General features: G+C 36.0%; 15 protein-coding genes and 1 tRNA gene. 7 read left to right on the top strand and 9 right to left on the bottom strand.

Features of this window, described 5'->3' with window-relative positions; translation table 11 throughout:
- Nucleotides 1–24: 24 nt before the first annotated feature.
- The gene (locus tag J2Y40_RS16200; protein WP_310000094.1) at nucleotides 25–492 is read left to right on the top strand and encodes a hypothetical protein; all 468 of its coding nucleotides are present in this window, start codon (nucleotides 25–27) and stop codon (nucleotides 490–492) included.
- Between the two features lie 109 nt (nucleotides 493–601).
- A complete protein-coding gene (locus J2Y40_RS16195) occupies nucleotides 602–922 on the top strand; it encodes a hypothetical protein (protein WP_153391974.1) in 321 nt (106 codons plus the stop codon).
- Between the two features lie 87 nt (nucleotides 923–1,009).
- On the opposite strand, the gene J2Y40_RS16190 is transcribed toward J2Y40_RS16195, so the two are convergent.
- The 5 genes from J2Y40_RS16190 to J2Y40_RS16170 form a co-directional block, all read right to left on the bottom strand.
- Nucleotides 1,010–1,375: a hypothetical protein gene (locus J2Y40_RS16190; RefSeq protein ID WP_310000091.1), complete on the bottom strand. Its 366-nt coding sequence runs from the start codon at nucleotides 1,373–1,375 to the stop codon at nucleotides 1,010–1,012.
- A 58-nt stretch (nucleotides 1,376–1,433) separates the two neighbouring features.
- The gene (locus J2Y40_RS16185; protein WP_153391970.1) at nucleotides 1,434–1,934 is read right to left on the bottom strand and encodes a hypothetical protein; all 501 of its coding nucleotides are present in this window, start codon (nucleotides 1,932–1,934) and stop codon (nucleotides 1,434–1,436) included.
- Between the two features lie 41 nt (nucleotides 1,935–1,975).
- The gene (locus J2Y40_RS16180) at nucleotides 1,976–2,233 is read right to left on the bottom strand and encodes a hypothetical protein (RefSeq protein WP_310000087.1); all 258 of its coding nucleotides are present in this window, start codon (nucleotides 2,231–2,233) and stop codon (nucleotides 1,976–1,978) included.
- Nucleotides 2,234–2,502: 269 nt separating this feature from the next.
- Nucleotides 2,503–3,009: a hypothetical protein gene (locus J2Y40_RS16175; RefSeq protein ID WP_153391966.1), complete on the bottom strand. Its 507-nt coding sequence runs from the start codon at nucleotides 3,007–3,009 to the stop codon at nucleotides 2,503–2,505.
- Nucleotides 3,010–3,075: 66 nt separating this feature from the next.
- Nucleotides 3,076–7,794 carry a hypothetical protein gene (locus tag J2Y40_RS16170; protein ID WP_310000083.1) on the bottom strand — a complete coding sequence of 1,573 codons (4,719 nt, stop codon included), beginning with the start codon at nucleotides 7,792–7,794 and terminating at the stop codon, nucleotides 3,076–3,078.
- A gap of 697 nt (nucleotides 7,795–8,491) precedes the next feature.
- Here J2Y40_RS16170 and J2Y40_RS16165 point away from each other — a divergent pair.
- Nucleotides 8,492–8,938: a phosphohydrolase gene (locus J2Y40_RS16165; protein WP_153391962.1), complete on the top strand. Its 447-nt coding sequence runs from the start codon at nucleotides 8,492–8,494 to the stop codon at nucleotides 8,936–8,938.
- On the opposite strand, the gene J2Y40_RS16160 is transcribed toward J2Y40_RS16165, so the two are convergent.
- Nucleotides 8,935–9,651, bottom strand: coding sequence for a DUF2490 domain-containing protein (locus tag J2Y40_RS16160; protein WP_153391960.1), 717 nt, complete (start codon nucleotides 9,649–9,651; stop codon nucleotides 8,935–8,937). The two genes, J2Y40_RS16165 and J2Y40_RS16160, sit on opposite strands and share 4 nt — an antisense overlap.
- Nucleotides 9,652–9,722: 71 nt before the next feature.
- Nucleotides 9,723–11,534, bottom strand: coding sequence for a TonB-dependent siderophore receptor (locus J2Y40_RS16155; protein ID WP_153391958.1), 1,812 nt, complete (start codon nucleotides 11,532–11,534; stop codon nucleotides 9,723–9,725).
- Between the two features lie 865 nt (nucleotides 11,535–12,399).
- On the opposite strand from J2Y40_RS16155, the gene uvrA reads away from it, so the two are divergent.
- Nucleotides 12,400–15,192 carry an excinuclease ABC subunit UvrA gene (gene uvrA / locus J2Y40_RS16150; RefSeq protein WP_310000076.1) on the top strand — a complete coding sequence of 931 codons (2,793 nt, stop codon included), beginning with the start codon at nucleotides 12,400–12,402 and terminating at the stop codon, nucleotides 15,190–15,192.
- Nucleotides 15,193–15,244: 52 nt separating this feature from the next.
- Here uvrA and J2Y40_RS16145 read toward each other — a convergent pair whose 3' ends face one another.
- Complete coding sequence (locus J2Y40_RS16145) at nucleotides 15,245–15,880, bottom strand: NAD(P)-dependent oxidoreductase (RefSeq protein WP_153391954.1); 636 nt, start codon at nucleotides 15,878–15,880, stop codon at nucleotides 15,245–15,247.
- Between the two features lie 607 nt (nucleotides 15,881–16,487).
- Between J2Y40_RS16145 and J2Y40_RS24015 the strand changes: the two genes are divergently transcribed.
- The 3 genes from J2Y40_RS24015 (at nucleotide 16,488) to J2Y40_RS16135 (ending at nucleotide 18,439) form a co-directional block, all read left to right on the top strand.
- A complete protein-coding gene (locus J2Y40_RS24015) occupies nucleotides 16,488–16,703 on the top strand; it encodes a T9SS type A sorting domain-containing protein (protein ID WP_409017713.1) in 216 nt (71 codons plus the stop codon).
- Between the two features lie 158 nt (nucleotides 16,704–16,861).
- A tRNA-Arg gene (locus J2Y40_RS16140) sits at nucleotides 16,862–16,933 on the top strand.
- Nucleotides 16,934–17,170: 237 nt separating this feature from the next.
- Nucleotides 17,171–18,439 carry a DNA glycosylase AlkZ-like family protein gene (locus tag J2Y40_RS16135; protein WP_310000074.1) on the top strand — a complete coding sequence of 423 codons (1,269 nt, stop codon included), beginning with the start codon at nucleotides 17,171–17,173 and terminating at the stop codon, nucleotides 18,437–18,439.
- A gap of 11 nt (nucleotides 18,440–18,450) precedes the next feature.
- Here the strand turns inward: J2Y40_RS16135 and J2Y40_RS16130 are convergent, their stop codons facing one another.
- Nucleotides 18,451–20,430, bottom strand: coding sequence for a sensor histidine kinase (locus tag J2Y40_RS16130; protein ID WP_310000072.1), 1,980 nt, complete (start codon nucleotides 20,428–20,430; stop codon nucleotides 18,451–18,453).
- Nucleotides 20,431–20,794: the final 364 nt, after the last annotated feature.

Here is a 20,794-nt window from a genome sequence, read left to right as displayed (position 1 = left end):
GTTGTGCCATTCCAAAGAAGACGTATGAAAATAATAACATCTGCAATACTCGTTTTGATGCTCTCTGCCTGCAACAAAGAAAAGAATGGAAATCATAGAATTCAAAATGACAATTCTTTCCGGAAAGAACTATGTGTATGTGAAAAAACCATTAAGACAGATACTATAGTTTTTGCTACAGATGTACGTTTAAAAGAAGAAGCAAAAAATATGATACTGACCTTCCGCTGTGCTTCAATTTTGACCGGAACGGCATCTGTAAGTGATGTTAACGGGAATAATGAACATTGTGAAGCAATGTACGATGTTCAGTGTGTTTCATCAGTTGATACCGGCCTTCAGCTATCCAAAGATTTTAAATATTTTACAGATCAGCTCCAGTTGCAGCAACTGTTTTTTGAGGATCTTAAAAGTAAGGAAGATCATTATTTTGAACTCAGGTTAGATAAAGACAGAAAAATCAATTCCATTACAAGACTGCATATCAAATAAGCCTTTTTTCATTAGACAATGTAATAATATGAGGACATGAGTTGTCTTATAATATCAGGAACCTCCGAATAACAGAAGATTCCAATATTTTAATTTAAAATTACATCGCATGAAAGCTTTATTATTTCCTCTTATTCTAGTTTCAGCAGCCGTTTCTGCACAAAAAACCGAAAAGCTGCCCCTCCTACCCAAAACAGATACTCTTAAGATCTTAAAACAGGGGAAGCCGGAGATCCTGTCTGTTGAAAAACTAAATGCTGCCTCCAGAAAAGAATATAAAGACCTGTATAAAATCCTAACTGTAAAACCAGATACTTCGCTCTATATGTCATTAAAAGAACCTAAAATCGACCTTTTAAAATATAAAGTCCTCAACCCTGTTAAACCTGAAATTCCTGAAACACCTAAAACCAAAGTCAATCCAAAATAAGTTGAGAATTAATCAACTTATTTTATGATGGGACAGACTTTAAAAACCGGCTATTTTTCAGGTAGATGTAGAAAAAGTTATTTCGATTTATTCTATTGGCATCCCTAAATTTTTACAATAGTGACCATTAATTAGAAAGTAACCACCTCCAAAGTTAAAACCTGTTCTATCTTTAAAAAAATCTTCAAGTGTACGAATAGAGCCTTGCCTTTTCTTATTCTTTTTTATTTTTTTTATCAAAAATCCGTAAGATTCTTCTTTACATTCCTTACATTTTATGACTGTTTTTATATGGGGAATAGTATCGTACTTAAATCCGTTGCTTTTATTATATTTAATATTTTCTTTATTAAATAAAATAACGTAGTATTCATTTTTACTATTTGCTTTTCTTAATACAATAGAATCACTCTTTTTAACGTCTACTGTTTGCGAGTAAATATTGATACTCATCAATAATAAAAGTATATGTATCTATTTTTTATAATTCCCATAACGACTGTTTAAAGTATTATTTCTTTACAATAATCGTTTCCTGCCCATTTCTATATTCTGTAAGTAAAATCAAATTGAAAAGACCATCTTTTCGTTGTCGGTAAACACGTTTTACAGAATCTGGTTCATTTTCAAATCCATTATCTTTTGTGAATGTGTTTTCAACAATGGTAATCATTTTATTTTTTTCGTCGATATCAATTTTTCCTTCACTCAGAATAACTCCATCTTTATAGGTAGATCTCACATCTGGGGGCAGTTCTTTACTCCCCTTCTTTTCATAATTTTTAGAAGAATTTGTTCTTCTATAAGTTATTGCGGTTCCTAAAAACTGTTTTTTATCATTTAATCTTATATAAAATGACATTCCATCTATATTTCGCTCATAGTTGAAAAAGGGATACAGATAATTACTATAAACATAATTACCGATTTTTAATTTTTCAACTTTTGAGATTTCCTGAGCATACAGGAAAGAAGAACTTAATAGAACAATAAAACAAAGAAATGATCTCATACTATATTTTTATGGTTGAAACTCCCATATTTTATTTAAACCTAATTACCCCATATTTGTTTTTCATGCTTAACTTTTTCTTTGTAAAGTTTTTGTGCAAGGGAATTTAATTCTTTACTTTCATAGTAAGAGAGACATGTAGAGATTATAAAATTCTTTCCTTTAATTGTGCTTTCATCTTCAACATGCAAGTAAACAGGAGGTAAATTATTTATAATTTTCTTTGCTAAACTATCTTGGATATTATTTATTTTAGAGTCAGGATCATCAGATGGACTAAATAAATCTTTTTGAGCCATCAACTGACCTATTTGAAAATTTAAATTCTCACCATATCCATATTTTAGACATTTATAAAAAACACCATCTTTAAATTGCTTTGTAAAAAAATGTTTATTGCTATTTTTGTTAACTTTTTCACTACTTCTGTATTCAAAGTTGTTTCTCTTATATACGCTACAAGATGATAGAACTATTACTGAAATTAATGTTTGAAAATACTTTTCCCACTATTTCAATTAATTTGAAAACTGCATTACCTATTATAATATTGTCTTATAAATTCAAATTATGGCATCCAGAATGTCCAGACGGTACCGTTATATACAGCCATTTGACGCTTAGTAGTATCGTAAACAACCATTCCTGCAGATGGGTTAATGATATTCAAATGAGGACTCGCTACTTTTGGCAATACCATAGCCTTATTATTATCTTCTAAAACCAAAATTCCCTGTGCGGCACCAAGAATTCCAATATTAACCTTCGCATTCAAATTTTCCGTTTTAGAAGTTTGTATGGTAATATCAGCGTTTCCTGTATTATCTACACTCAGATCAAACCAAGTACCATTTTTAAGAATCTTAACTTTATGATCAGTGGTATCATATATCATACTTCCATTTTGGGTAATCCCATTTTTATTTTCTACATAAGGCAATATCAAACCTCTGTTTTCAACAGTAGAAAATTCTAATGATACTGATGGATTAGTTACCGTATTTTTCCCTATTGCGACTTGAGCATTGATAAAGATTTGAGAAAAAAACATAATACTTAAAATTATTTTTTTCATTTTATGAGATTTTAGTTAAAAAAATATTCCAAAGCTTCAAATTATCCTTCGGAAAATTGAATTATTTTAATCAGGACATGTTTGGGTATTTAAGCAATACCATCCAAAAGTAATCCCGTTATCTACAGAAGTATATAGCTTCAGGCAGTTATTGGTAGTATCATAGACCATCATTCCTTCTACAAAATCAGCGGAAGCAATACCAACAGGATTGTTAGAGCTATTGAAAGAAACCCTGTTAATAACCAATGCTTTTGTTTTAGATTCCAGAGCTATCCATCCCCCTTTTCTTACCATTGGCCAGTTTTCATCATTTGCTCCGGCTCTTCCAAGTGATGTGATACCTGCCTTAGTACTCAGAGTTATTCCTGTAGAGGCAGCTGGTTTGTAGCACAAATTTAAAGCGGCTCCTAATGCATACGATCCGGAGAATCCACTGAGCTTAGCTTCCACATAATAGTAAGTGTTAGTCCCGTCAACCAATTCTGCAGCTATTCCTGAACTAAGCATTTGTTGTTCTGTATTTACCTGTCCTGCGGATGGAGTAACCCCAGAATTGAATCTAAATACAGATAATGATGCCAGAAAATCTAAATCGGAACCAGTATTGTTTACTGCTGTTTTAAGAGATGTAAGTTCAGCCTGTGTAATATAAAATCTTACAATGGCTCCTCCCGCTCCGGTAGTCGCCAGCTCCCATCTTCTCTTTGCATATACTTTTGAACTAAAATTAATCTCAGCCACATCTATATGAGTGGTTACTTTTACATTATTCAGACTTTGTGTATCAGAGGCATCTACTTTATCCTGTATTCTGACCTGTGTTTTTCTATTGCCAAAAGTAGCAACATTCGTGAGTCTATCAGCTTCATTCATTACAAAAATCTTGTTGGGCAAATTAGAAAAAGGATAAGTTTCAGTTTCTCCATTCAGTGCAAGTCCATTGATATTTACAGGAGGTACTTTTATTGGTGTTATTCCATCTATCACTGTCCCCGGATCATACTGCCCCGGACAATCAAAGTAGCTGAAATTATTTACAACAGCATCACCCGTAGCAGATGGCGTTAGTATAAAATTGCCGGTTGTAGTGGCATTTCCGCTGCTGAGGGTTGTAAATGAGGTTGCCACTCCTAATAAATTAATTACGGTCTGATAAGGTCCTGTATTATTTAATGTTATCTCATATCCTATTTTAGCTTCATCCCCTAAATTTATATGAACATCCGAAGGATCCGTAAGGGTAATCTGAGCTGGCGCAGTCGCGGAATTAAAATCCCAGGAAGTTCCTGCCGGAGGATTTGCAGCAGCACCCGCCAAACCGTTATATGTACTTACGGAATTTGTTTTAAAAGGTACACCGGTTGCCTGAATGTCAATAATTCCTATATTACAGATGAATATATTTCCTCCTGATTGTTTCACAAAATTGTGTAACGTCGGGCTATTGGAGCTTCTCAGGTTAAGAATAGCACTCAGATCTCCGTTTTTCTCTATATTACCAGTTGGCAGAAATGTAGTGGTCTGCCCTGCGGAAAACACATGGTTCCTATCAGTCTTAAGATTTAAATTATTAACCGTAAAACTTTGCCTGGCATTTAATGTTCCCTGTACAGAAAGTATTCCCGCAACGGTATTATTACCTAAAAATTCAAGAGAATAATTATCCGTACCATCTGCAGACGAAAACAGAATGTCTTTATAGGCAAGCCCGTCTCCTAAAAAATAGCTTCCCCCGCTACCATTAGGGTTAAAATTCCCTTTGATATTAATAATAGAATTTGTGGAAATAAAATCCAGATTACCCACGGAGTTTTGTATGTTCCAGGTATACCTGGGATCACCAGCAAGTGCCCCCGGATATTGTTCTGTAGCTGTTAATGTAACGGAACTGTTCGTAAGATCTATTTTACGGCTTTGGGTATTGACAGACCATAATGTAGCTGCCGTTATATTTTTCCCGTTGGTAATAAATGCTCCGCCATTTACTTTTATTCTGGCACCCCCCAGGAAACCATTTTGTAATCTTACATTTCCTGAACTTACAATGAACATTCCGCCTATAGTTTTATTTTTAAGATCCACCAGTACATCTTCATTTATGGTACCTAAAAAATTAAGAGCACCTCCAAAAGACGGTGTCATATTACTTCCCAGTGATATTTTCTCTTTAATATCAAGACTTCCTGTGCTTGTAATTAAAAAGTTCATATTGTTCGGTATAGCATCAGCACCACTGTCTATCCATTCTACAGACTTCGCTCCCCTTCCGTCATTGATTGTAACCGTCATTGAACTTCCATTTCCTGATAGCTTATCAAAAACAACTTTATCATTTATTGTAGGAATACAACCGGTAGAACTGCTCTGTCCAAATACATCAGATTGGTTCAGTGCCCAATACCGTGGATTGGTCCAGTTTCCGGTATATGTATTGTCATCAGAATTCGGGCGCCAATAAAATATATTTTCTACAGGCAATCCGAAATCTATATTGGTATTATTACCCACATTTAAAGTACCTTGCCCATTAAGGTTCAAATGAGCAGCATTACCGGTATATTTAATATCTGAAAAACCAGCATAGTTAGCCAGGACATTTCCGTTAGGAACATTCAGGTTAAACTGACCTCCGGATAAGCTTTTAATTTTTGGAGCAATACCACAGTTATCGCCTGCTGCATCCAAATACCCCACAGTAATAGTTGCCCCATCAGAGAACTGATGCGTATTATCAGACAATTTCATTGTTCCGGTTACTGTTGCAGATCCTATATCATTGATTTTGCCGTTAACCGTTAAATTTCCTTGTACGTGAAGTGAACTTCCCTGGTTTTGAAAATTCAATACTCCCGCCGGATCAGTTTGTATAAATGTAGGAAAGTTATTGGTTACAAAACGGTATTGTATGGTACCCGGCGCCGTTGCTTTCCAGACAGAATTTGCATTAAAAATTAAGTTAATACTATAATAAACCGCCAAACCTGTTCCTTCATTAATAATCGTTGCATCATTCATTCTTATGGTTCCGTTTTCTCTCAGACCATCCTTTACCTGAAGAGTATGGCCGGCACCACCAACGTTATACACCCTAGCTGTATTTCGGTCCATCGTCATAATAGATATATAAACCAGATTAGAAACCTGATTAACCTTTGCCTGATCCTGTACATAAAATGTTACATTGGACATTTTCCTGTTCTGGCTGTCATTTTTAAAATCAACTCTTGCTTCAACTTTATCATAGAATTTTATTTGTTGATTATAGCTGATAAATTCTGTCATACCAGGATCTAAAGTGATGTCTCCCCCTAAATTCAGGGATTTTGTTCCCTGCCAATCTATTCCGGTCTGATCCAATCCTGCCCAGGTCATATTGTTACAGTAAGCGTCTGTACTAGTCCCAATGGTCATAACCTGATTATTGGCATTGAATGAGTTGGCATCAAAAAAGACGTTATCCGTAATATTCGGAGGGCACCCGGAAGCCCCCAAAGAGACCCCACCTGAAGTTAATGACCAATTAAGCGGATTATGCCATTCTCCTGAATTACCAATCCAATATAAACTTCTTCCTGTGATACTGCTTATATTCCATCCTGCATTACCTCCATCGTCTTTTCCGTTACTAACCTGTACCAATGGTGACGCTATGATATAGCCTCCACTTCCGTTTGGGATTTGTGCAGTTGTAGAATTCAGCCACAGACGGTCAATAGGCTGTAATTGAGCAGATAAATTGGTAAATGCAATACTTCCACCAGTAAAATGATATAAATCACACGTATTTCCTCCAATAAATGATAGCTTATCTACAACAATTCTCCTGCCCTGGAGTGAGCCTGTATAGCCATAATTTAGATTTAAATTTTTAATTACAGTATTGGTTCCTCCGGAAAGTAAAATATCATATCCATTGAATTCTTCAATGTCACTTTCGTTTGAATTTCCGTTATTCAGAAGAAAGGTTATCCCGGCTCCATTCGCCATGGTAATAGAGCCATAATGAAAATTGGTCAATCCTGTATTCTGATGATAGAAAGTTGAAGCGTTTAAAAAATTAATATTGGGCTTTCCTGCCAGGGATATAAGGCCGGCATTAGAAATATTCCATGTGTTACTTGAAATATTAAAATTAGAATTACCAAAATCTATCGCTCTGGCTGTACCTCCGGTTGAGGATGAAAAATTACCTATATTATACGTTAGTCCGTGAAAGTCAACACTTCCTCTTAAAACGTTAATTCCTTTAGAAGAATTTGTATTTACAGGGGTGAGAAACTGCCATCCTCCACCCACTCCATCAAACTGGACCGTTGTTTCAAGGTTTTGTCCTTTCATATCAAGGATATTACCCATGCTATTTGATTTTAAAATTAAATTTCCTGTTCCATTATAAAAGAATTTAGAGGTCTCTGGTAACAATTGTATGCCACCAAATACAGATAAAATACCACCACCGTTTACCGTAACCTGGTTGGCAGCACCAATGCTTAATACAAATATGCTTTTAGCCTGTACAGCCAGATCAAGATTAATAATATGGTTGGTAGCAGTCTTAAAGCTTCCTGCGTTAAAAATAACGTCAGTAGAAGCCGTAGGAGGTGAGACTGCAGGAGCAGGTGTGGTAACTACGCTAGGGTTATCCGCACTCCAGTTTGCAGGAATACTCCATCTATTGTTTCCTGTGGAATTCGTCCAATATAATGTTTGGGCTGCTATAGAATTTATACTTAAAATAAATACAATAAGCAATGAAATTTTAAGGAATAATTTTTGTTTCATCATTATTTTTTTAATTGGACTAATTGAAAAAGATAATTAATTCTCCGTTCATACATTATAAATAGTTTTCCTTTTTATAATTATGATTAAACTTATTTCAATTTATATCAATAGTAATAGATACACAAAAATCACCCCTCAAAAACACTCGTTTTCGTACACTTTTTTCAATAAAAAGTGTTATTTAAAAAAAACATAAATATCTATAATTAAATAAATTAAAAAATAAAGAATGTTAATAACAAGTCCCTCATTTTTCAAGCCCAAAAAAATCACTTTAAAGTAGTTTAAACACGAATATTATAAGCGCTTAATCAGATTTTAACAAGTAATATTTTAACCAAATATTGTTGTCAATTTGAAAAATACCCTCATTATCCTATTGAAAAAAATGGTAATGATGAAAACAGACCATCCCTAACTTTCAACTTATTTTGTCAATTTTATTAAACCAACATCAGTCCTAGATAAGAATTTCTTATTTATACAGATTTGAAGCTGAAAGAGGGAAGTTATCAATAATAAGGCAACACTGTTTTTATCTTTTTTAAGGTAATTTGATTTTACAATACTCTTCAATACCTATAACTAAAAGTAACTTCCAGCCTGAACTCAGTTTAATATAAAATAATCTTTATAAATGCCTTATTTTTTTTGAGGCATTTTTTTATTTTTGTAGTCTATATTTTTCTATAGAATGACAAAAGAAGAACTGCTGCACAAAGCAATTAAAATAGCTGATAAGGCACATAAAGGACAGACAGATAAATACCACGCACCCTATATTGCCCATGTCATGCGGGTTATGGAATATGGCAAAACCATGGATGAAAAGATCGTAGGGGTACTCCATGATGTAGTGGAAGATCATCCGGCAGAGTTCAGCTTCGATTATTTAAGAAGTGAGGGTTTCCCGGAATACATTATTTTCGCAGTCAGCTGCCTGACCAAATTTGATCCTGAAGAAGATTATGACGAATTTATCAAAAGAACCGAAAGGTCTCCCCTTGCTGTTGCTGTAAAGCTTAATGATCTTCGTGATAATATGGATCTTAGAAGAGTAAACAGGGAGCTTACACCTAAAGACATTAAAAGATTCAATAAATATCTGAAAGCCTATCGTTATCTGATTGAAAAATATTAATCCGCTCCCGGGAAGTCATATGTTTTTGTAGGATGGTTGGTTCCATCGATGTTGATGTTTAAAGCAAGATAAATAAAATGCAGATTCTTATTTCCTTTTGCTTCAAACTCACGCTGCCACAGATAACCTGTAAGAATTCCGAAGTAATCATCGATCTGATATCCGAATCCTCCGTATACCCTGTTTCTGGCAAATGTCGGTTTCATTGGGCTTACCAGGAACATTTCGTCATAAGCATTCGCAAAAACAGTCCCTTTTTTAATGGTTTTTGAATTCAGGGGAACACTGATGTTCAAACGGTATCTGTAACGCATTCTTTGAGAAGCTTTATCAGTAGCAGGTTCATAAAACCAGCTTTTCTCAACACGGAAACGGTTTTCAAACTTCACGACTCCTTTTTTGAAATCAATCACGTCCTGAAGCCATACCCTGAACTCCTCTCTGCTTAATTTATGATCTTTGTAGTTGACATATCTTCCCAGACCTACAAAAGGTTTATGATTCTTGGTAAGATTATACCCTATTCCTCCCTTAATTTCATAATAGTCCGGATAGGTATAATCTTCATTTCCTCTAAGCTGACCTTCCGCATAGAGGAAAAATTTGGGATGAAACTTATACGTTAGAGTCACTGCATTGAAGCTGGAAATGTGTTCCTGTGCTTTGAAAAAGGTCATACTGAAAAGTAAACTCAGGCTTAAAAAAAGTTTCATAAAAATTTTTTGCAAAAATAATGGATTTAACAATTTAGTAATATTAACTTTCATTCACATCAGATTAATATTTACTTAATGTTAATCGTATATGAAAAGCCTATATGAAACCATCGTTGAGGCATTGCGACATCAAACGCTTCGGTATATTTTGTATTGGTCAGGTTGTTGATCAAAACATATACAGAAAAGTCTTTTTTGGCAAAGCTCAGCTTTTCATCAACAAGATTGTAGGTTCCCAATCCAAGACGTTCATTATATCTGTACACCAATTCGTTGGTGAAATTTCTGAGAAATTTAGTTTCCAGTTTGGCAATGAACTGATGCTTCAGATTATCGAGAATATATCTTGAAACAAAATCATTGGATTCTTCTATTTTACTGTCTATATAAGTATAGCCAACTGTATATTTAAGCCAGTCAAATACCTTGTGGTTGATTTCTGCTTCAAAACCTTTGGTATCAATTTTCCCTACGTTCTGGGCATACCATATCGGATCTTTCAATGTTTTTTTAACCCAGTCTATAGAATTGTTGGAATTTCTCATGAACCCACTTACTTTAGCCAAAATTTTGTTATTCTGGAACTGATATCCAATTTCTGAGGAAACCGCATTTTCAGGAAGCAGGTCAGGATTTCCCTGTTCTGTTTTACTTACATAATAGAGTTCGGTAAATGTAGGAACCCGGTGTACCTTGGCAATATTTCCGTAAATCTTATGATTCAGGTTGAAGTTATACCCTACATCCAGTCCCGGGTAAAAAAAGTTCCCTTCTTTAGAATAATTCGCCCACGAAATTCCCGGGCTGATGTTCAGCTTTTTATCCAATAATGAGAAATGATGCTCAAAGAATACCTGAGATACAAAACGGTTTCTTTCTCCCAGATTATTACTTGCCAGAAGCTCCTTTCTGAGTTCAACCCCTACACCGGTAGTACCAAGCCCCCACTGATAGCTGCTGTTTACCTCTCCGCCAACATTATTTCCGATATGCATATTTCGGTAACCATCTGGTTTATTCCTGTCATAAAGATACATATCCTGCCCTCTTCTCCAGTAAACATTTGAGCTGAGCTTTAAATTTCCAAATTTCTGCTGATGAGCAAGACTTACAATAGATGCCTGAGTTTCTTCATACTGCTCAGTGGCAGCTTTAGAAGCATAAAACCCGTTGGCTCCGAATTTTTTCTCTGAAAAACCAGCCTGTAATTTAAGATCTCCGTTTTTGATATTCAGTCTGCTCTGGTAAAAAACATTTCTGATCTCGTAATCGGTATTGTACATATACCCTTGTGAAGAAGCTGAATTAGCCTGAAGTGAGTTGGAAAACTTTTCATTTCCCAGCTGTGCATTAAATCCGAATCCATAGGTCTCGTAATCACCACCTTCTGCACTTATTTTCACCCGTTTTCCAGGATTGGTTTTTGTAATAATATTGATTACTCCGGCATACGCATTCTGTCCGAATCTCCTCGCAGCCGGGCCTTTGATGATCTCAATCTTTTCTACATCTTCCAGATCTACAGGAACGTTCATAGAGTTATGCCCCGTTTGGGAATCATTCATTCTGATCCCGTTCAGAAGCAGTAAAACCTGCTCAAAAGAACTTCCCCTGAAGCCGATATCACTTTGCACTCCATTAGCTCCTCTCCTTCTGATATCCATCCCCGGAACCTGCTGAAGAATTTCATCAATACTTTTTGCCGGAGAACTGGCAATATCTTCTTTGGTGATTACTGCAATATTCTGGTTGGCACTTTTATAGGGTGTGGAAATAAATTTTCCCTGAAATTCAATATTTTCAATATCTGTAGTTTTTTCCTGTGCATTGCTCCAAACCATTGAACCCAGTAAAAATATACTTCCAATCTTTTTGATCATAACTCTCTCCGTTTTTATCCTTAAGTCAGTTTCTTTAATAACGGCTTCAAAAGTAAGAGAGTTCGCCAAGACAGCCAAATGATAGTTATCATAAAAACGATAATGAGACTCTATCTTTTATCAGTATCATCACGTAATGCAGCATGCATATTTTCATAAATGGGGATAGGTATGAATCATTTTTATTCATTTATTCGTGGCGATTATATTGCATTTCAATCTGTGAGCTTAAAAAAATAAACATCTGTGAAATCTAAAAAACCAGCAGGAAATTTAGTTTGTATTAATATTATTTTTTGTCACGCTAGGTTTTAACTTCTGTATACATATTTTTAGGAAGTTAAGAATGGAATCAATTACATTGAACCGATGAAGCTACAGATTAAGTCCGAAAACAAAAAAGCTATCTCATAGAGACAGCTTGTGTGAGGGAGTAATTATCTTTTTCTCATTAAATGTGTAACTAGATCTCTGAAAAATTTTCTCATTTCTATATTACCTATTTATGAATGCAATTTTAAATAATTTTAAAATACAAAGCAATAGCAACTTGGGAAAAATATAGTTAAAATTGTAAAGAAGATTGAAAATAGAATAACGACACAGCAATCATATAACCTTATGACTGTTAAATACTTATTCCAAGCCTCTTTTTAACAGTTTTTACCAGGGATAAAAATTAAACCTGATTTAATTCTGTTGAAGGACCTATTTTTAGCCTATTATTTTCACCAAAAATTCGTAATTTTGTGGGTCTTAATTTTACGATGAAAATAATCTTCCTTTTCTTATTTTTTATAGGCATTTTTAAATAAAGAATATAAAATGGAAAGTAGGATTACAGAAAATTTAAGGAAGAAAAAACATGGCTAAAACAACAGAAATAGATATAAAAAAACAGATATTCGTTAAGAATGCTCATCTTAACAATCTGAAACACATTGACGTACTGATCCCGAAAAATAAGCTGATTGTGATCACAGGCGTTTCGGGAAGCGGAAAATCTTCACTGGCTTTTGACACCATCTATGCCGAAGGACAAAGAAGATACGTTGAAAGCTTAAGCTCTTATGCCCGTCAGTTTTTGGGAAAATTAGAAAAGCCGAAAGTAGATGACATTAAAGGGCTTGCGCCTTCTATTGCCATTCAGCAGAAGGTTATTTCTTCCAATCCTAGATCTACTGTAGGAACTTCTACTGAGATCTACGATTATATGAAGCTTTTATTCGCGAGGATCGGGAAAACATTTTCCCCGGTTTCTGGTGAAGAAGTGAAGAAAGATTCGGTATCTGATGTGGTAGACTTTATCAAAGCTTCTAAAAAAGATACTTCATTCTTACTGACTGCTCCTTTGGAATATGATGCGGCCAACTTCAAGGAAACTCTGAATATATTAAAACTGGCTGGATTTACCAGACTGGAGATCAGTGGAAATCTGGCCGGAATTGAAGATCTTGAAAGTTTTGGATTTGCCCCTGAAAAAGGAATGGTGATCAATCTGGTGATCGACCGTTTTTCTTATGAAGAAGATGAAAGTTTCCTTCAGCGTCTTGCAGATTCTATCCAGATGGCATTTTATGAAGGACGCGGCTACTGTTCCCTGAAAAATACAGATACCGGAAAAGTAAAAGAATTTTCCAACAAATTTGAACTGGACGGAATAGAATTTCTAGAGCCGAATGTTCATTTTTTCAGTTTTAACAACCCTTATGGAGCCTGTCCTGCCTGTGAAGGTTATGGAAAGGTAATCGGAATAGATGAAGATCTTGTCGTTCCGAATAAGACCCTATCCGTTTATGAAGATGCCGTTGTTTCCTGGAAAGGCGAAACGATGAGCGAATGGAAAAAAGAATTCATTAAAAAAGCGGGTGACTTCCCTATTCATAAGCCTTATCATCAATTAACCAAAGAACAAAAAAGTTTTCTTTGGAAAGGTGACGGAAAAAACAGTTTCCCCTCCATCAACAATTTCTTTAAAATGCTGGAGGAAAACCTGTACAAGATACAATACCGCGTTATGCTTTCCCGATACAGAGGTAAAACTTTATGTCCAACCTGTGAGGGATTGAGGCTGCGTGAGGAAACAAGCTGGGTAAAAATAGACGGACATAATATTCAATCGATGATTGAACTTCCGTTGGATGAATTATTCCCATTGATACAAGGCCTTAAACTTTCCGAACATGATCAGGAAGTTGCTAAAAGACTGATGTACGAGATTACCACCCGTATTGAGTTCTTATTAAAAGTCGGCTTAGGATATTTAACCCTCAACAGAACCTCCAATACATTATCCGGTGGTGAAAGTCAGAGGATCAATCTGGCAACAAGCCTTGGAAGTTCATTGGTTGGATCAATCTATATTCTGGATGAGCCTTCTATCGGACTTCATTCCAGAGATACGGAAAACCTCATCGGTGTTTTAAAAAACCTCAGAGACCTTGGAAATACAGTGATTGTGGTAGAACATGACGAAGACGTTATGAGAGAAGCGGATTATATCATTGATATTGGTCCGGAGGCAGGTTATCTCGGAGGTGAGCTGGTTTTTGCCGGAGATTATACGGATCTGAAAAATGCTGATACCCTTACTTCAAAATACCTCACTGGAAGACTGAAAATTGAGGTTCCTGAGAAAAGAAGAAAGGCCAAAGAATGGATTCATATTAAAGGGGCAAGACAGAATAACCTTAAAAATATAGATGTAGATGTTCCTCTGGAAAGTCTTGTCGTTATTTCAGGGGTTTCCGGAAGTGGAAAATCTACCCTGATGAAGGAAATTTTAACCAATGACATCCAGATCCAGCTTGGAATGGGCGGCAAAAAGGGAGATTATGATTCTGTAGAGTTTCCTAAAAGACTGATCAAAAATATTGAACTGATTGACCAGAACCCGATCGGAAAATCTTCGCGTTCCAATCCTGTAACTTACCTGAAGGCCTATGACGACATAAGAGATCTTTTCGCTAAGCAGAAAGTCGCTAAAATGATGGGTTATAAGCCGAAACATTTCTCTTTCAACGTAGATGGCGGACGATGTGATGAGTGTAAAGGAGAAGGGGTCATCAATGTATCCATGCAGTTTATGGCAGATATTGAGCTGGAATGTGAGGTATGTAAAGGAACCAGATTCAAAAATGAAATTCTCGAAGTAAAATTTGATGAAAAAAGTATTTCCGATATTCTTCATATGACGGTAAATGAAGCATTGGAATTCTTTAAAGATAATAATGAAGAAAAGATCGTTACCAAACTGAGACCGCTCCAGGATGTAGGTTTAGGTTATCTTCAGCTCGGTCAGAGTTCATCTACTCTTTCAGGAGGTGAGGCTCAGCGTGTGAAACTGGCTTCATTCCTTGTAAAAGGAGTGACCAATGATAAAACCTTGTTTATCTTTGATGAACCTTCTACAGGTCTGCATTTCCACGATATTCAAAAGCTTCTGAAGTCTCTGCAGGCTCTGATTGATCTGGGACATTCGGTTATTGTTATTGAGCACCAACCGGATATTATTAAATGTGCGGACCATATTATTGATATTGGCCCGGAAGCAGGAAAATACGGCGGAGAGGTTGTTTTTGCGGGAACTCCGGAAGAACTGGCGAAGAATAAAAAATCCCATACGGCGAAATACATCAAAGAAAAACTTGAAAACTAAATACAAACAGAGAGTCCCAAAATAGCTCTCTGTTTTTTATTGAAACCAATTATTAAACATTATACAAAAACGGACTTTGCTTCATATAGTCCTTTCCTTCAATTTGAGAGACCAGAAATGCCGCCAGATCTGCAGCACCTATTCCCTCTCCTTTACAGTCCTCAAGACTTGTTTCTGTATTACAATGTTCTTCTGTCAGGCTTATTAATGGCAGTCTTACCAAAGTCCAGTCTAGGTTGCTTTCTGAAAGAAGTTCATATTCTTTTTGTTTGTCCTGAGTGGTTTCTGCATAATTCTGATACATCCAGTTTGTGGCCATGCTTACTCTTTCATTTTTCCGGTCGAAAGGAGTATTTACGCTTAAGCCTGTTGTTACGATATATCTTTTTACCTGATAAAGACTCATCGCTCCGATGATATTTCTTGCAGCATCACTGAATATGGAGCGTTCTCCTTTTGGTTGTCCCAGTGTACTGATAACAGCGCTACAGCCTTTAACCAGCCTGCTGATGGAATTAAAGTCTCTTGCGTCACCATGTACAGTTTCGATCATAGGATGGTTTAAGGTAAAAAGTTCGGGATTTCTAAGTAAAAGTTTTATCGGGTATCCCTCTTTAATAAGTCTTTGCACCAGAAATCTTCCTGATTTTCCGGTTCCGCCGATAACGGCAATTGTATTTAATTTCATAATAATTTTTTTAATAATATTGCTGACAGCTTCAGCATCTATTGCAGCCAGCTGTTCAGTTTAAAATAGCAGAAAGTAGTTTTCTGATATTTCCGTTTAAAAAATAGATAATAATGGCTCAGGGAATCTGAACCTTTAGTATTCAGAATACAATATGCATCTGAAATAGGGGGTAATATTTTACAAAGCGAGTTTGATGGTTTAAAGATAGGAAATTTTCAGATTTTTTCAGGATTTAGAAATGAGCTGTAAAAAAGACTGCAAATTTTAACATTTAATTCATGTATCGTATTAAAAATATCACTACATTTACTATGTAATACAACTGAAGTGAAAACATTTTTTGTCTTTTTCAGCTTTGAAATTGCAATTAAATTTGAAATAAAAATTTAAGCACAGCATTGTCGGCTGTGCTTTTTTATTGTTGTCTAATTAAAAAAATGAGATGTATTATCTATTGGATCCGCTTCTAAAGAGCGGATTCTTTTTTTGGTACGGAAATAAGTATACTATAAATTACAATAGTCTTTTGTATGGAAAAATCTAAAAAACAACACACAATGAATAGAAAGTTTTTAGATGCAAACGGTCTAATTTTTATGGGGAATTGCGGATCAGCTCCTCTCCATTTACCAGTATAATTACTATCAAAGGCGAAAATTTAAAATCTTTTGAGCTCTATGATATTTCGGGAAAATTAGTTAATAAGGGTACTCTTAATGAGAAGACAATTAATTTAAATAATTTGGTAAAAGGTGAGTATATTTTAAAGATATCAACCAACAATAATAGGACCACAATAAAAAAAATCATCAAAAAGTAAATACTAAAAATTAATCCAGTAATAGTCGGAAGATTGGTCTTCCGACTATTTTATTTCATGCAATAACAAATGCTGAAAAAGGCAGGCAATAATATACTTTAGTGTATTAAATATATGATTGTCTTTGTTCAAATAATTTGTAATTTTAAACATTTACAGGCCCCATAGTTCAATGGATAGAATAGAAGTTTCCTAAACTTTAGATCCAGGTTCGATTCCTGGTGGGGCTACTATACAATGTTCAGTAATAATTTTATCTATTGGTTTTTTCAAAGGTTTGTCAGTTTACAAGGCTATACAATTAAAAAAAGAAAATTAATCTCTTACACTCCATTTTCGCCCTACTCAATACGATAAGAAGCTGGTAAATTATTCAATAATGCAGAAGATGCATTATTTATATAGTTTATCCATGAAGACGTTTTAAAAATAAGCTGCTTCATACTTGTTCATCTTCCAAAATGATTATGATAAAAATAATTCATTTTACATTTACCATTGATACCAGGAAATATGAGTATATTACTTTAACTATGAGAAAAGAATTAACGCTGCAGCAATTACAACGTGCAACATTGGAAAGTCAGGGATTAACAAAGCCTCTTCCGTTCGGGAAAGGGAAAAAAGCAGTACTTAATGCTTTGGAGCATCTCGGGTACATACAGATCGATACGCTCTCAATGGTTGAGCGTGCCCATCATCATACACTCTGGACAAGAATTCCGGATTATCAGCCGGATTACCTGGAAGAATTGGTAGAAGAACGTAAAGTGTTTGAATATTGGTTTCATGCAGCTTCTTATCTTCCCATGAGGGATTTTCGTTTTGTTTTACCCCGGATGAATAGCATTAAGCACAGTGAATCTCATTATTATAACGCCAACCCCGAAGTAATGCAGCATGTTCTTGATGTGATCCGTATTGAAGGCCCTAAAAGAGCAAGAGATTTTGAAAGTGAAACCAAAAAGCCCGGAAGCTGGTGGAACTGGAAACCGACAAAACTGGCTTTGGAAAGACTCTTTATGCAGGGAGACCTGATGATCTGCGGGCGAAACGGCATGCAGAAAATGTATGACCTCTGTGAGAGAGTACTTCCCTCAACCGTTAATACCACAGAACCTTCTCCAATGGAAATGGCAGAATATCTTGTAAAAACACACCTCCGGGCTTATGGTTTTACTACCTTAAAACAAATTACCCATCTCAGAAAAGGGGAAATATTGAAGAAAAATATCAATGAAGTTTTACAGTCCATGCTTCAGGAAGGAAGTATTCAGAAGGTAGCTATTGAAGGGATGCCATCTGTTTTTATACAAACTACACTGCTCGAAAAAACATTCAAAAAACCAACTGCGGGAATACATCTGCTATCCCCCTTTGACAATTCTATTATTCACAGGGACCGTATCAGCCAGGTTTTTAATTTTGATTTCCGCCTTGAGTGCTACACTCCACAGGAAAAAAGACAGTATGGTTATTTCTGTTTACCTATCCTGTCCGGAGACACCTTTATCGGCCGTGTAGATTGTAAAGCTCACAGAAAAGACAAACGTCTTGAACTTATCCATCTGCATATTGAAAATATCCGTATCAATATAGATATATGGGTTGAACCTTTTATCGAATCCGTGAAACGTTTTGCCAGATTTAATGACTGTGAATCCATCATTCTTACAAAAGTTAGTCCGGCAGAGCGTACTGAGACCTTCAAATCAGTGCTGAATTTTCAGGGATAACAACCGGATTATCAGACTACCCTATTTTGACTTCCTGCCTCTACATCAAGCTCGATATTAATGACCGTTCCTTCATTTTCAGCAGATGCAATCTCCATAGTTCCTTTGAGATAAGCGACTCTGTTTTTTATATTGCTGAGACCAATTCCCGGACTTTTTTCGATCAGGCTGGTATCAAATCCGGCTCCGTCATCTTCTGCCGTAATGTAAAACCTGTTATGGTTCTGGCTGCATTGAAGGATGATATGCGAAGGTTTACCGTGACGTACGGCATTGGAAAGCAGCTCCTGAACAATACGATAAATATGCATCTGTGTGGCAGCCGGAATATTTTCATCTATGTCTATAGCCTGGAATTCAATCTCGGTATCATCATTTTGCAGTAATTCACAAAGGTCGCGCAAGGCAGTTTCCAACCCGATTTTCAAAAGACTTTCCGGCATCATATTCCTCGCGATACGTCTGAGTTCTGTTACTGATTCATCCAGTCTGCTGATGACTATGTTCAGGTTATGATATTCTGATTGAGGCTGCTGGGAAAGATTCATTTTAATTCCTGCCAGCATTCCTCCCAAGCCATCATGCAGATCACGTCCTATCCTCTGGCGCTCGCGTTCTTCCGCTCCCAGCATCGCCTGAACAAGAGTCAGCCGGTGCTGATTTTCCATTTCTTTCAAATGCTGTTCATGATTAATTTCTTTCTGTTTCGCCAGCTTTTTTGCACTTTTATAATAATAGGCCAGAAAAAGAACCCCTATCAGAAGCGTGGTAACCGTTATTCCTAATATCCAGCTGGTTAGTTTATGGTTTTTACTGTTCAGTTCACTTTGCTTTTTATCAGCCTGAAGCCGGGCTATTGTTTTTTCTTTTTCAGAGTTTTTAAATTTTGCTTCTATCTCCGCAATATCTTCATCCGAACGGGCTACATGCAGGCTGTCGCTCAATGAGCTGTATTTCAGCTGCCATTGATAGGCTTCAGTATCCTGACCTAATGCATGAGAAACTTTGGCCATCTGTCCATACACTTCTTTTCTGTTATCCAGATCTACCATATACCGGCTGCTAAGCATCACCTGATTCAGCATTTTCTTAGCCTGATCATACTGTTTGGTTTCAAAAAGAAGACCTAAACGGTATCTCACAAGATCACTTTCCAGGTAGGTATCCTCAATACTTTTTGCAAATTCTATCCCTTTGTCATAATAGCGGATAGCTTCATCATGCTTTCCTGTCTTTTCAAAATAGTTCCCTGTTACTTTATAATAATCCCCGTAATCTGTGGATTCCGGATTTTTGGCCAGTATTTCCCAGGCTTTATCCAGTCTGGATTTGGCTTGTGGAAGTTTCTTGCCATACACAAATGCTTCTGCCGAATAAATATAAGCCCTCACCAGAATGTTGCTGTTAGCCGGAAGGCTGCTTTTCATCTCAATGATTCTGGAAAAATACTCTTCTGCATTCTCCAGTTGGTCCGAATTCATCAACAAAATTCCCACCTGTGAATAGAACATGGCCAGAGAATCTTGTTTTCCGCTTTTTTTAACCAAAGGAATTACTTTGTTGATAATAATTTCCAGGGCTTTCTTCTCATCGTTTACTTTTTGGGCATTGATCGCTTCACTGTACCAGGATCTTGCCAGCGTATAATAAGCATCTGAAGAATGAAATACAGAAAGCAGTGAATCGGCTTTATGAAGAGCTTTACGGGTTTTAACGGGGTCTGTATCCAGGTATACTTCAATGACACTGCTATAATACATCCCAAGTAGAAAACGGTTATCTTTAAAACAGGATCTTCCGGCAGCAAGATATTTTTCTGCCTTCTTCTGATCTCTTTTTACTGCCCAGTAATGAGCCAGCTGAAACGCTGTTCTGGCTTTTGCACTGTCATTTTTCTGAGTCCGGAATACTGAATAAAGACTGTCATGGTAAGCCTTGTGATTAAGAGGCAGCTGTGCTTCACATAAAAGCCCCGTAAAAATGACCATCATCAGAAAACTGATTTTTTGTAGAAACTTTATGGGCCTGCACGGCTGTGTTACATCGTTTTTTAATCTGCTTATCATATCCGGGATAGTTTTATTAGCAATATTTTTTATCATTATTATGTTGAGAATCAGGAATCTCTTCTCAAAAATACAATAAGAATCAATACATCATCTATTTTTTATCTGTATGAATTTCAGGCGGTCTTTGTGAAAACGGAAAGAGCTGTCAGAAAATTCCGTCAGCTCCATTCCTTTAAAAACCACTTTCGAAAACGGAGTTTTTTTAAACTCAAGTTTTCATCTGCCAGGATACATTCTCCTGATCAGTCCCACAATCGAATATAAAATTTTCAGATTCATATAGTTT

The organism is Chryseobacterium sp. 2987, assembly GCF_031456375.1.
In the GTDB taxonomy this organism is placed as follows: Bacteria; Bacteroidota; Bacteroidia; order Flavobacteriales; family Weeksellaceae; genus Chryseobacterium; species Chryseobacterium vaccae.
The sequence above is the reverse complement of the archived record's forward strand: the minus strand, read 5'-3'. Positions and strand labels throughout refer to the sequence as shown.